Origin of the sequence: Bacillus sp. 123MFChir2 (genome assembly GCF_000383235.1) — a bacterium.
In the GTDB taxonomy this organism is placed as follows: Bacteria; Bacillota; Bacilli; order Bacillales; family Bacillaceae_G; genus Bacillus_A.
Map to the genome: position 1 here is coordinate 22642 of NZ_KB910924.1, position 14065 is coordinate 36706.

At 37.2% G+C, this 14065-nt stretch carries 12 protein-coding genes and 2 pseudogenes; all 14 read right to left on the reverse strand.

The annotated features are described in order from the left end of the window. Positions 1 to 198: 198 nt before the first annotated feature. Positions 199 to 1065, reverse strand: a complete 867-nt coding sequence (locus tag H280_RS0100100) for a 2-oxoacid:ferredoxin oxidoreductase subunit beta (protein ID WP_020059062.1) — start codon at positions 1063 to 1065, stop codon at positions 199 to 201. Next, positions 1052 to 2809 (reverse strand): 2-oxoacid:acceptor oxidoreductase subunit alpha, encoded by a 1758-nt coding sequence (locus H280_RS0100105; RefSeq protein WP_020059063.1) that lies wholly within the window; start codon positions 2807 to 2809, stop codon positions 1052 to 1054. Before H280_RS0100105 ends, H280_RS0100100 begins: the two co-directional genes overlap by 14 nt. A 247-nt stretch (positions 2810 to 3056) precedes the next feature. Beyond that, positions 3057 to 3980: a dipeptidase gene (locus H280_RS0100110; RefSeq protein ID WP_020059064.1), complete on the reverse strand. Its 924-nt coding sequence runs from the start codon at positions 3978 to 3980 to the stop codon at positions 3057 to 3059. Between the two features lie 197 nt (positions 3981 to 4177). Continuing rightward, positions 4178 to 4438 (reverse strand): stage V sporulation protein SpoVS, encoded by a 261-nt coding sequence (gene spoVS, locus H280_RS0100115; protein WP_020059065.1) that lies wholly within the window; start codon positions 4436 to 4438, stop codon positions 4178 to 4180. A gap of 148 nt (positions 4439 to 4586) precedes the next feature. Beyond that, on the reverse strand, positions 4587 to 5381 hold the full coding sequence (locus H280_RS0100120) for a TIGR00282 family metallophosphoesterase (protein WP_020059066.1): 795 nt from the start codon (positions 5379 to 5381) through the stop codon (positions 4587 to 4589). Positions 5382 to 5564: 183 nt separating this feature from the next. Then, the gene (gene rny, locus H280_RS0100125; protein ID WP_020059067.1) at positions 5565 to 7127 is read right to left on the reverse strand and encodes a ribonuclease Y; all 1563 of its coding nucleotides are present in this window, start codon (positions 7125 to 7127) and stop codon (positions 5565 to 5567) included. A gap of 594 nt (positions 7128 to 7721) precedes the next feature. Then, positions 7722 to 8147, reverse strand: a pseudogene (locus H280_RS22895) (recombinase RecA); the annotation flags it as partial. Between the two features lie 328 nt (positions 8148 to 8475). Continuing rightward, positions 8476 to 9084: pseudogene (gene recA / locus H280_RS22900) on the reverse strand (recombinase RecA); the annotation flags it as partial. Between the two features lie 152 nt (positions 9085 to 9236). Beyond that, positions 9237 to 10475 carry a competence/damage-inducible protein A gene (locus H280_RS0100135; protein WP_020059068.1) on the reverse strand — a complete coding sequence of 413 codons (1239 nt, stop codon included), beginning with the start codon at positions 10473 to 10475 and terminating at the stop codon, positions 9237 to 9239. A 21-nt stretch (positions 10476 to 10496) separates the two neighbouring features. Then, positions 10497 to 11075 carry a CDP-diacylglycerol--glycerol-3-phosphate 3-phosphatidyltransferase gene (pgsA, locus tag H280_RS0100140; RefSeq protein WP_020059069.1) on the reverse strand — a complete coding sequence of 193 codons (579 nt, stop codon included), beginning with the start codon at positions 11073 to 11075 and terminating at the stop codon, positions 10497 to 10499. A 64-nt stretch (positions 11076 to 11139) separates the two neighbouring features. Further along, positions 11140 to 12030 (reverse strand): helix-turn-helix domain-containing protein, encoded by an 891-nt coding sequence (locus H280_RS0100145; protein WP_020059070.1) that lies wholly within the window; start codon positions 12028 to 12030, stop codon positions 11140 to 11142. Between the two features lie 21 nt (positions 12031 to 12051). Further along, on the reverse strand, positions 12052 to 12837 hold the full coding sequence (locus H280_RS0100150; RefSeq protein ID WP_020059071.1) for a DUF3388 domain-containing protein: 786 nt from the start codon (positions 12835 to 12837) through the stop codon (positions 12052 to 12054). A 151-nt stretch (positions 12838 to 12988) separates the two neighbouring features. Next, positions 12989 to 13237: a DUF3243 domain-containing protein gene (locus H280_RS0100155; RefSeq protein WP_020059072.1), complete on the reverse strand. Its 249-nt coding sequence runs from the start codon at positions 13235 to 13237 to the stop codon at positions 12989 to 12991. A gap of 108 nt (positions 13238 to 13345) precedes the next feature. Next, a complete protein-coding gene (gene ymfI / locus H280_RS0100160) occupies positions 13346 to 14059 on the reverse strand; it encodes an elongation factor P 5-aminopentanone reductase (protein ID WP_020059073.1) in 714 nt (237 codons plus the stop codon). Between the last annotated feature and the right edge of the window lie 6 nt (positions 14060 to 14065).

Below are 14065 nucleotides of genomic sequence, written 5' to 3' on the forward strand. Positions count from 1 at the left end.
AACAATAGAGATGGCTTGGATTCATGAACGATTTCACTTGATACTAAAGGAGATAAGAGGAGCTCATATAATATGACTCTTATTTGTTATTTTATCATTCCGAATTTTCGTAGTAAACAAAATACATTTTGTTATGTAAGACTTAATCATAATTTTGTATCAGAAAAGGCTACCGAATTTTCGATAGCCTTTCATCTATTACATGAACTCTGCTACAAGCTCATCAAACATTTTTTGGTCCATTTGCAGATCAGCATGAACTAATGGTTTTTCACTATAACCTTTTACAAGCTCTTGGTAAGAAGGTTGTTCTTTGTTTTGATAAATTAAACCTGTTACTAAACCTTTGTTTTCCATTAATGTTTGCATTGCAAGCATACGATTAGATGGATCATATCCTTCTACTTCGCTAAGTCTTGTTAAATTCTCTTTAAACCAATCGTATGTGTTTACCTTGTTATATGTTACACATGGGCTATATACGTTGATAAGAGAGAAACCTTTATGTTGAATACCAGCTTCAATTAGCTGTGTTAATTCTTTTAAGTCACTAGAGAAACTTTGCGCTACGAACGTTGCTCCAGCAGTTAATGCCATTTCCATTACAGATAGCGCTGGCTCAATTGATCCTTGCGGCGTACTTTTCGTTTTAAAGCCCGCTTCACTACGTGGTGAAGTTTGGCCTTTCGTTAAACCGTAAATTTGGTTATCCATAACAATGTACGTAATATCAATATTACGACGAATAGAATGAATCGTATGTCCCATACCGATTGCAAAACCGTCACCGTCACCACCTGATGCGATAACTGTTAAATCACGATTTGCCATTTTTACACCTTGCGCAATTGGGAGGGCACGTCCATGAATACTATGAACACCGTAAGAGTTAATGTAACCAGAGATACGACCAGAGCAACCGATACCAGAAATAACCGCTAATTCATCAGGATTTAAACCTACATTTGCAGCAGCACGCTGAATTGCTGCTTGTACTGAGAAGTCACCGCAACCTGGACACCAGTTTGGTTTTACACTATTACGAAAGTCCTTAAATGTTGCCATTTAAAACAACCCCTTTTTTGCATTCGTTGTAAATTTCTTTTGGCAAGAACGGGTTTCCGTCATATTTCAGCAAACTAGAAATTTTCTCCCCATAGCCAAGATTCATCTTCATAATATTAGCAAGCTGTCCAGTTGCATTGTTTTCTACCACGACAACACGTTTTGCAGCTTTCACAAGCGGCAGCATTTCAGCTGTTGGGAATGGATGAATTAGGCGAACATGAGCATGATTTACTTTTAGCCCTTCTTGCTCTAAACGTTCCATCGCTTCTTCAATTGCGCCACGAGTTGAGTTAAAGCCTACTAATAATACATCAGCGTCATCATATTTTGCATTTTTGTATACAGGGGTATTAAACTTAATATTCTCCATTTTACGGAAACGTTTGTCCATTTGTGCACTGCGGTTCAGTGCTGATTCAGATGGCTTTCCAGTTTCATCGTGCTCTACACCTGTTACATGGTGAATACCATTTTTCATACCAGGTACAACACGTGGGGAAATACCATCTTCTGTTACCTCATAACGTTTGAAGTATGCTTTATTTTCACGCTCTGGTAACTCAGCATGTAAATCCAGTTTACCACGGCGAATTTCAACTCTTTCTAATTGAAGCGGTTCTACTGTTTGTTTACCTAAAGAAAGTTGTAAATCTGTTAAAAAGATAACTGGAACTTGATATTCTTCAGCTAAGTTAAATGCTTCGACAATATCATAGAATGCCTCTTCAGCAGTACTTGGTGCCATAACGATTTTCGGAATTTCACCATGCGTTCCGTAAATCATTGCCATTAAATCAGATTGTTCTTGTTTTGTTGGTAATCCCGTACTTGGCCCACCACGCTGTGTATCAATGATCACAAGAGGTGTTTCTGTAATCCCAGCTAGTCCAATCGCTTCCATCATGAGAGATAAACCAGGACCAGCTGAAGCTGTTAATGTACGTACACCAGCATAGTTTGCACCAATTGCCATCGTACAAGCAGCAATTTCATCCTCAGTTTGAATAACCGTTCCTCCTACTTTTGGAAGCTTCTTAATTAAGTATTCCATAATCTCAGAAGCGGGTGTAATTGGATAGGCAGACATAAAACGCGCACCGCCAGCTACTGCACCAAATGCGATTGCATCGTTCCCAATCATAAACATACGTTTTTTCCCATCTGCTTTTTCAAGTTGCATCATATTTACTTTCTCGCCGAGCAATTCTTTCATATATTGAGAGCCGCGCTGAATTGCTTCCATGTTCTTCTGAACAACTTGCTCTCCTTTACGACCGAAAATTTCATCTACAACTTCTAAATACACTTTTTCATCTAGCCCTAATACCGCACTAGACGCGCCAACCGCGACCATGTTTTTCATTAAAGATGTACCTAGCTCAGAAGCAATATCCGTAAATGGAATTGCATATAATGTTACATCTGTTCCCTCAGGAATGCTTGGATTGAATTTTGCATCAGCAACAACAATTCCACCAGGACGTAGTTCGTGGAAGTTAAAATCAATCGTTTCTTGATCAAATGCAATTAAAATATCTAAATCATCTGATATCGCGCGCACCTCTGTTGTACTTACGCGAATTTTATTGTTTGTATGACCACCTTTAATTCGTGATGAGAAATGGCGATAACCATATAAATAATAACCTAGTCGGTTTAATGCAATACAGAAGATTTCTCCTGTACTTTCAATTCCTTCACCTTGTTGGCCTCCAACTTTCCATGAAAGTTGACTAATCATTTCCTACACCCCTTTAACTGCATACATTGTAGTGTATTTTTTTACAGTACTAGTTTAGCACTTTTTAAAACAAGAAACTACAATGAACACAAATTATACATCTTCTAATTTCAATGTATGTTTCGCATAATCTTAATTCGTTTACAATTCTAGCCCTACAATCGTAAAAATGCAACAATTTGATACAATTTCATTGGTTATTTTTTTAAATTTTCTAACTCTTCAATAAACGTTTTGTAGCAATGTTTTAAAACGGAATATGGTGTATAAAATTACGATATATGAAATTATTTACTTGCTCTTCTTTATATCGCTTTAATAGTTCATTTATGACATATTCGTAATGCTCATACCTTTCCACATGTACGACTGTTTCTGTAATTCCATCAAAATCTGATCCGAATCCAACATTCTTCTCACCACCAAGCATACATACATGCTCTACGTGCCTTAATATATCATCTGTACAAACAGATTTGTTTGCAGCTAAAAACATTGGGACGAATGTTATCCCAATCATTCCATCTTTTTGAATTAATGCTCTAATTTGTTCATTCGTTAAATTTCTTGGATGTGGACATAACTCACAACTATTTGAATGCGATGCAATTGGATAATTAGAAAGCTTCATTACATCCCAAAACCCTTTCTCTGACAGATGGGAAACGTCTGTCCATAGCTTGTAACGATTTAAATCTTCCACTACTTTTTCTCCAAACAGTGTTAAGCTGCCACCTCGAGACTCTAACGCTCCATCCGCAACTAAATTCGCGTAGTTCCAAGTAAGTCCAACAGAGCGAACCCCAAGATCATACAACGTTTGTAGCTTCGTCAATTCTCTTCCAATTGCATCGCATCCTTCTAAAGTTAAAAGGGCTCCTATATCATCCGTTCCCAAGTGTTGAATATCTTCTTTTGTCCTAATCCATTTTATATTTGGTAGTGCCAAAATTTGTTCGTGAAAGATATTAGCCATCTCTAATGCAACTGCAAATCGTTGTTCATACGGAACTTCTTCTGGTACATAAATCGCAAAACATTGAATACTACCACCTTTTTTTCTTAACTGGTCGTATGTAATATGTAAAGAAGAATCATTTTGAAAAGTCTGCTTTCCTTTTCTCATCCATAACTGCCACAATACATCACAATGCGCATCAAAAATTTTCAACGCCCTTCATCCTTTCCTCCAAAACATTCTTATTTGCGATTATATTATTACGGCTGGAAACAACAATCTTCTTACAGAGAGCAATCATTTCATTCGTGGTAAGCTTTATCATCCGCTATTTTCAGTTGACTTGTCTTACAGCCCACAAATAGAAGGATAAAAATGACCTGTCTGCAATTGCAAACAGGTCACCAAATTTAACGAGGCTCTACAATTAATTTAATCGCTGTACGTTCTTCACCATCAATCATAATATCTGTGAAAGCTGGGATACATATCAAATCCACACCACTCGGCGCCACAAATCCTCTCGCAATTGCTACTGCCTTTACGGCTTGATTCAATGCACCTGCACCAATTGCTTGCATTTCTGCTGAGCCACGCTCACGAATGACTCCAGCAAGTGCACCAGCTACAGAGTTAGGTACCGAAGTTGCTTTAACTTTTAATATTTCCATTGCTCGTTTCCTCCTCGTTTCTTTAAAAAATATTAGCGATTGAATTCACTTTTAACTTATATTCACGAGCAATGATTCATATTCCTGCTAAAAAACGTAATTTTTCTAAAAAATTAAAATATATTTTCTTTTCTAACTTTTTCGTGTTTTACTCAAAAAACGGTTGATCATCATTAATTAAAATACGAGCAATTTTTTTAGCTTTTCCTGTATTAGGATCTACATCAATTAGTACGGCACTCAACTGCGTTCTTCCATCCGTTACTTCAAATCGTACTGGAAGATTTGTTAAAAATTTCTTCAGCACCGCTTCGCGATCCATTCCTAAAATACCATCATATGGACCTGTCATCCCAACATCTGTAATATAAGCTGTTCCATCTGGTAAAATTCGATTGTCTGCTGTTGGAACATGTGTGTGGGTACCAACAACTGCTGTAGCACGTCCATCTACATACCATCCAAGCGCTTGCTTTTCACTTGTCGTTTCCGCATGAAAATCAATAAAAATAATGTTCGTACGTTTTTTTGCGATCTTAATCAATTCGTCCACTTTTCGGAATGGACAATCAATTGGTGGTAGGAATGTACGGCCTTGTAAATTAATTACCGCAACTTCTACACCATTACAATTTACAAAAATAAGTCCTTTTCCTGGCGTTCCTTCTGGGAAATTTGCTGGTCTTGCAAGATACTTTGCATCATCAATAAATTCAAAAATTTCACGGTTATCCCACGCATGGTTTCCAAGTGTAACTGCTTGTGCACCGCACTCTAAAAAATTACGATAAATTTTCTCTGTAATGCCACGTCCACCTGCAGCATTTTCTCCGTTAATAATGGTAACTGTAGGTGTATACTTTTTCTTTAACGCAGGCACGTAATCTTGAATCATCTTTCTTCCTGGCGAGCCTACTACATCCCCAACAAATAAAATTCTCATTGTTTTTACCCTTTCCATCTATACATTCTTTGCAGTTTATCCTTATAAACTACAATCTTCACTTATAAAAAATACAAATTTTCTCACATCATCCTATTTCGTGAATCATTTTCGATTCTACAAGCTTTTCTATATTGTGTCCATTCTCGGCACAAAAAAATAAAGTGGTGCAACACCACCACTTTATTTTGCATATTCAACTGCACGAGTTTCCCGAATAACGGTAACTTTAATATGTCCCGGATAATCCAGTTCATTTTCAATACGTTTTCGAATATCACGTGCTAAACGATGAGCCTCTAAGTCATCAATTGTATCTGGTTTCACTAAGATACGAACTTCACGTCCAGCTTGGATTGCATAGGATTTCTCAACACCTTCATAAGACTCAGAAATCTCTTCAAGCTTTTCAAGACGACGAATATAATTTTCAAGCGTCTCACTTCGCGCTCCAGGTCTTGCTGCTGACAGTGCATCTGCCGCAGCCACAAGAACTGCGATAATAGAAGTCGGTTCTGTATCCCCATGATGAGATGCAATACTATTGATAACAACTGGATGCTCTTTATATTTTGTCGCAAGCTCGACGCCAATTTCAACGTGGCTACCTTCAACTTCATGGTCAATTGCCTTTCCGATATCATGCAATAAACCAGCACGACGAGCCAGTTTTTCGTCCTCACCAAGTTCTGCTGCCATTAGCCCAGCTAAGTAAGCAACCTCCATAGAGTGTTTTAGGACGTTTTGACCGTAGCTTGTTCTAAATTTCAAACGACCTAAAATCTTAATTAAGTCTGGGTGTAATCCATGTACACCTACTTCAAAAGTCGTTTGTTCTCCAACTTCACGAATATACTCATCCACTTCACGTCTTGATTTTTCAACCATTTCTTCAATACGTGCTGGGTGAATACGCCCATCTTGTACAAGTTTATCCAAAGCAATACGAGCAGTTTCACGACGAATCGGGTCAAAACCTGATAATATTACCGCTTCTGGCGTATCATCAATAATTAAATCAATACCCGTTAATGTTTCTAACGTACGAATATTACGGCCTTCACGTCCGATAATGCGACCCTTCATCTCGTCATTTGGAAGATTTACAACTGAAACTGTTGTTTCGGCAACGTGATCAGCAGCACATCTTTGCATAGCTAAAGATAAGATCTCTTTCGCTTTCTTGTCCGCTTCTTCTTTTGCACGTACCTCAGTTTCTTTTACCATAACAGCGATTTCATGCGAAATTTCATTTTCAACTTTTTCTAAGATAATAGCTCTTGCTTGATCACGTGTTAGGTTAGAAATACGCTCTAATTCATCTTGCTGTTTTTGTACTAACTCTCCCACTTTGCTTTCCAAATCTTCAATCCGCTGTTGTCTCGCTACAAGAGATTCCTCTTTCTTTTCTAATAATTGCTGACTTTTCTCAAGCGATTCATCTTTTCGATCAAGGTTCTCTTCTTTTTGCATTAAACGATTTTCTTGTTTTTGCAACTCGCTTCTTCGGTCACGAATTTCTAATTCCGCTTCTGTACGAAGTGTATGAATTTCATCCTTTGCCTCTAATAGCGCTTCTTTTTTCAGTGCTTCTGCTTGACGATTTGCATCTTCTACAATGCGCTTCGCTTCATTAGCCGCACCGTTAATCTTCGCTTCTGCAATGGACTTTCGAACAAAAAACCCAACAACTGCACTGACGATGGCCAGCAAAATGGAGATGAGTATCCAAAATTCATTACTCATAATTTCACCTCCTCTTGCTATGAATGAAAAAAGACTGCATGGATGTACATTGTTTGCATTTGCAACGTACAGCGATGACCTTCGTCCCGCCTTTTCAAGGGACTTTCTTCAATTCACAATTAAACTAGACATATGCTTATTTCGGAAAGTATACGTCCTCTCCGAATGTTACTTCTCTTCTTGAGAAGAGTGTGTCGTATATAATATAAGAAAAAATATACATTATCATTGTATCTACCGCTATTTTCATTGTCAAGCATTGTCTACCTTTACTTTCTTTACCTACGATAAAGTAAAACGACTATTCATGAAATTTCTTTCTCTTTCTCTGGTTATTATTTTAATACAAATTGAAAAAATGACATGTAAGCCTTTTTATTTTTAGATGGACGAGAGCATCTGGTCATGCATAGCAGCGGTCAGTGCCTTTTCCTACCACACGCTAAGTTCAAAACAAAAGGAGAAAACGAATACAAACCAATTAAAAACATTGCTAGCAGGTATTCTCCACTTATTTTCTATGTTTTTAATACAATTTCAAAATAGATTATTTATAGGTCGCAAAGAAAAGAAAAAGACACGAAACCGTGTCTTTTAATCATCAAGAAGAGTCTTATCTTCTCCGCTTCCAGATGCACTCTCTTCACCAATGCCATGATGCTCACGAATAAAGAATGCTATTTCATCTGTAAGTTCTGGATTTTCTTTTAAGAATTGCTTCGCATTTTCACGCCCTTGTCCTAAGCGTTCCTCATTATAAGAATACCAAGCTCCGCTCTTTTGAACGATATCAAGTTCAGAAGCCATATCTAAAATTTCGCCTTCTCTTGAGATTCCTTCTCCGTACATAATATCAACCTCTGCAACGCGGAAAGGAGGCGCTACTTTATTTTTTACTACTTTCACTTTTGTTTTATTACCAACAATATCGTTACCTTGCTTTAACTGCTCAGCACGACGTACTTCTAAACGTACAGTTGAATAGAATTTCAACGCACGTCCACCTGGAGTTGTTTCTGGCATAATTATATAGATTTTCCATCTCTATAGCGCGGACTATCTCTTCATCTCTTTACAGAGAGCCTTGCACTTCCAGCAGGAGCCTATCTTCTGCCGTACCCTACTCAGTTAACTTTAAAAGTCCTTTTCGGTAGTCTCTACACCTTCTTCATAACATCCTGAAGCTTGGCACGGTATTACCCTATTAATTGGAGGGCTTCACCGTTAGCAGCTATATAGCTACACCCTTAGGCAATAAGGTTCACAAGGTTTTTTGAACATGCTATCACTAGCAAGGGAAACCCATAGTAAACTCCTTAATCTAAAAAGATTAAGCAACCATTAGTTGATTTCCAAACATAACCCCAACTTTTTCACGAATCTGGTTAATAAAAATTGCAATTGTTTTTGATTTATTAATCGCACCAGATAATTTACGAAGAGCTTGTGACATTAAGCGTGCTTGTAAACCAACGTGAGAGTCACCCATTTCCCCTTCAATCTCTGCTTTTGGAACAAGTGCTGCTACCGAGTCAATAACAATAATATCAATTGCACCACTTCGTACTAATGCTTCAGCAATTTCCAGACCTTGTTCTCCTGTATCTGGTTGGGATAATAATAATTCATCAATGTTAACACCTAGTTTTTGTGCATATACAGGATCCATTGCATGCTCTGCATCAATAAATGCCGCTTGTCCGCCTTGACGCTGTACCTCTGCAATGGCATGTAAAGAAACTGTTGTTTTACCTGAACTTTCAGGTCCATAAATTTCAATTATACGACCTCTCGGATAACCACCAACTCCAAGGGCAACATCAAGTGCTAATGAACCACTTGGTACAGTAGAAATCTTACGTTCCGCTTGCTCTCCTAGTTTCATAATAGAGCCTTTACCGAATTGCTTTTCTATTTGTTTTAACGCCATATCTAATGCCGCTTGACGATCACTCATTCAAAAATTCCTCCTTAACTTAAATGCTAATCTTATTATACATATTTTCTCCCCATTATGCCAACAAAAATCGAACGTTTATTCGTTTTTTTATTTTCCAGTAGAGGAAATCCTCTATTTTTCTATATAAAATTGCAAAAGCTAGAAGAGATTTATATCTCTTCTAGCTTCTTATACAGATGATAAAATCCATATTTAACAGTTCGTTCACGAATTTGTTGGCGACTTCCACTTAATATAAGGGGAATAACTATCGTCGGCTGTTCATCTATCGCTAAACCAATAAACACTGTCCCCGGCTCTTTTCCTTCAGACGCCCCTGGCCCTGCTACTCCAGTAAAACTAATTCCAATATTCGTTTGCATTAGTTTTTTTACATTTTCAGCAAGATAACGGGCACAAGATTCACTAACAGCTCCATCTGTTTGTAAAGTCTTTTCTGGCACATCTAGTACATGTTGTTTTACATCATTGCTATAACAAATTACGCCACCTTTAAACAGAGAAGATACACCGGCAACTTCAGTAATACGATCACCAAATAAGCCACCCGTTAAACTTTCAGCACATGCAATCGTTAAACACTTTTGTTTAAGCAAAGCAATTGCCTTTTTGTGAAGAAGATCTTGATTGTATCCGTAAAAAAACGGTCCTACTCTTTGTAAAATCAATTCTTCTATATGATTTATTAAAGATTCAGCTTCTTTTGCATCATTGTGCTTTGCTGTTAGGCGAAGCGTTACTTCTCCTTCAGAAGCAAGCGGAGCAATGGTCGGATTCGTTTGAGCATCTATTAAATCTTGAACCTTTGCTTCTAATTGCGATTCTCCAATACCAAAAAATCGAAGAGTACGAGAATATAGATTCTCACCATGTGTAAAAGGAAGAAGCCAATTCTCTACGTAACTTATATACATTGGATTCATTTCTTTAGGCGGTCCTGGGAGTAAAATATACACCTTGTTATTCTTACATAATCCCATACCCGGTGCCATACCATGATCATTAGCAAACACAGTCGCTCCCCTTAAAACAAGAGCTTGTTTTTTATTATTTTCGGTAAACTCTCTTCCTGTTCTTTTATAATAATCAGCAATGGAATTGAGTGCTACTTCATCATATACAAGCTCTTCCTGCAAGGAGGACGCAATTGTTTCTTTCGTTAAATCATCTTTTGTCGGTCCTAAACCACCTGTAAAAATCAATATATCTGCACGTTTTTGAGCAATTCCAATTGCCCGGCGTAAACGATTATTGTTATCCCCTACAACAGTGTGATAATATACATCAATTCCGATAGATGCTAGCTTTTCTGATAAAAACTTGGCATTCGTATTTACAATTTGCCCAAGCAATAGCTCTGTACCAACCGCGATAATCTCCGCATTCATCTCCCATTCCCCCGTAAGCCGTTATTTCGAATCAATAAACACCGCTCTATTTTTCCAGAAATAATCCCATCCTGAAATAATCGTAAAGATAAGTGCAATCCATATTGAAATATCTGCAATTGGAATTTGAATTAAATTAAACGGAACATCGTGAAGTAAGTATGCAGAAATTGCGATAACTTGCATCCACATTTTAATTTTCCCAGGCATTTTCGCAGCAGATACTTCTCCTGTACCAGCTAATACAAGACGCAATCCTGTAACAGCAAATTCTCGGCTAATAATAACAACCGCCATCCAAGTTGCTACATAATGTAAATCTACAAGCGTAATTAATGCTGCAGATACCAATAATTTATCCGCCAAAGGATCTAAAAATTTCCCTAGATTCGTTACAAGATTATGTTTTCTTGCATAATGGCCATCAATCCAATCAGTCGCAGAAGCAATAATAAAAACAAGAGCTCCAACTAAGTGCTGAATTGGCAATTCTACATCTCCAATTGTATATACTCCCCAATCAAACGGGACGAGCATAATAATTAAAAATATAGGAATTAAGCAAATTCTTGATACAGTAATTTTATTTGGTAAATTCACAGCTATTCCTCCATCATGTCAAAAACGGTTTATGCATTGAAAAAAGTCATCGGAACGATGACTGTTATTGTGCAGGTTGTTCTCCTAGGTTTTTAATAACCAAAATTTGATGATACATTTCTTCTGTATTTTGTGGGAATTCAACAACTTTACCGTTAATTTTGATTTCAACCTTTGGCGCATTACCAATGTTTAAGCGCACAACACGTTCTGACGATAAATCTTGTTGTTGTTTTTCATCCTTATTTAAAGTACCTGTATAAAATTCTTTACCATCTTCGTTTTTAATATCTACATAGCTTGTACCTTTTGCAGTTAATTCTACTTTAAATTCTTTATTATGACGAAGCTCTAATGTAGATTCTTTCCCATTTTTTTCAACAACTTTAATCTCTTCTTGAGCTGTATTTTGTTGCTGCTGAGCTTGTTGAGGTGCTTCTGCTTTTTTCTCTTCTTTCTTTTCTGTTTTCTTTTGATCAAGAGGAGAATTTTCTGCTTTTTCCACTTCTGTTTGTGCGTTTTTCGCTTCTTTTACTTGACCATCGTCACTTTTACCTAAAATAAACTGAAACACAAACCAAATTGCAACACCAACAGCGATAACAAGCAATGTAATTAAAATTTTAGGCATATGGTCTGCAATTGGTGATGATGCTGCTCTTTGCACAGTTTCCTGTGCTTTTTGTCCTGTGGAAATTTGCGGAACATCCTGAGAAACTGACTGCGGTATTTCGTGTCTATATTCTTCTAATACGGCCTCTCCATTTAATCCAACTGCTTCTGCATATTGCTTTATAAAGGCACGTGCGTAAAAATCCCCAGGCAATATACTTAAATTTCCTTCTTCAATACTAATCAAATAGCGTTTTTGAATTTTCGTAACTTCCTGCAGCTGATCGATGGAAAAACCTTTCAATTCTCGTGCTTCTTTCAGCTTTTGTCCTAATTCTGTCAATGCTAACACCTCAATATTTCTTTAAAAGTCGAACATAGAAAAATTATTTTGATTTCCTTGTTCAATTTCATCTACTAGACTGTATTGAATTTCTTCATCGTAATCATTTCTCAACTCAATAATGTAATCAAAATCATCAAGAGTATATTCTGACTGACTCACAAATACATCTGGATGCTCTACAACCTTTGTTGCTGGCAATCTCATAATTTCGCGAACAAGCTGCCAGTGTCGTTCATTTGCGCGCTTCGTTGAAACAATTCCATCTAAAATAAAGATATTATCATCATTATATTCATCTTCAATTAATTGACTGCGTACCGTCTGTTTAATAAGAGTCGACGATACAAAAAGCCAACGTTTATTTGCACAAACACTTGCAGCAACGATGGATTCTGTTTTTCCAACGCGCGGCATTCCACGAATTCCAATTAATTTATGGCCATCTTTTTTCATAAGTTCCGCCATAAAATCGACAAGTAAACCTAATTCATCACGAACAAAACGAAATGTTTTCTTATCATCCGCATCTCGCTGTATATATCTTCCGTGCCGAACTGCCAATCGATCACGAAGCTTCGGTGGACGATATTTCGTTACAGTTATATTATCCATTGTATTTAGAATTGATTCAAGTCTAGAAATTTGTTCTTGATTCTCACACATTAATAATAGTCCGCGCCTAGCATTGTCTACCCCATTAATTGTAACAATATTAATACCAAGCATACCGATTAACGAAGAAACATCACCAAGCAAGCCAGGTCGGTTTTTATGTATTTCATACTCAAAATACCATTCAATCATTTGATGACACTCCCCTTGCTTACTTTACACCTACGTACTATATTATATGATTTCCCCCTAATAGGAAAGTGAAATGTACAATCGAGAACTCGATTTAATTGAAGGATTCTCAAAATCGACAAAAAAAGAGAGGATACTTCCTCTCTTTTCACTACTTATGTTTGACCATTTTTACCATTAAATTCGCAATTATATGTTGCTCTTGTTCATCTGCAACCTTCCACAGCTCCGCCAATAATTTTTCTTGGTCATTACGCGCTTCTACTTCATTTGCTAAATAATCCCCAATGCGATAAGCCATATCAGAAATTGCCCCGCCGTCTAAGCCTTTTTCTTGCGCTTGGTCTAAACGCTCTCCTAAAAAGCCTTTCCATTGTTCAAAGTTATCTAATACTGACATCGTTAAGCACCTCACTATTAAGTAATGGAGTCATATTTACTATTTGCCACTATGCTCTTTTTTATGTACGAACAAAATGCAAAATACAATACTCCTTACTTTAAACGATTAACAATGCCAACCCCCATTCACTCCAATGATTTGACCTGTTATATAAGATGCTTGAGAAGAAACTACAAATGCAACTGTATTGGCTACTTCTTCTGCCACCCCTAATCGGCCAAGCGGAATTTCTTCTGCAATCTCTTGCTTTTCTTCATTCGAAAATATGCGCATCATTTCTGTTTCAATTGCACCTGGAGCAATCGCATTCACCCGTACACCACTTAATGCAACCTCTTTCGCCAATGCTTTTACGTATGAATTTTGCGCTCCTTTCACCATTGAATACAGCACTTCGCATGAAGCACCTATTTGTCCCCAAATGGAAGAAATAACAACAATATTCCCACTTCGATTTCGAACCATTGAGGGAAGTGCAAATGAAACAAGTTTATATACATTTTTCACTTGCAGCTCCACCATCTCATTTAATTGTTCATCTGTAACATCTGTCGTTAATCCAAAAATACTTTGCCCAGCTGCATATACAATCGTCTCAATTGGATGATGAATTTGCGACCATAATTGCAAAGCACCATCTATTTCTGATAAATTAGCCTGAACGGGAATAATATCTTTCAGTTCTTGTTCTAATTGCTGAACTCTCTTTTCACCTTGGTTATAATGAACATACACCGTGTAGCCATCTTTTACTAAGCGTCTTACAACGGCAGAGCCGATTCCTCCACTTCCCCCGGTAACTAATGCAAACTTCTTCATCTTTTC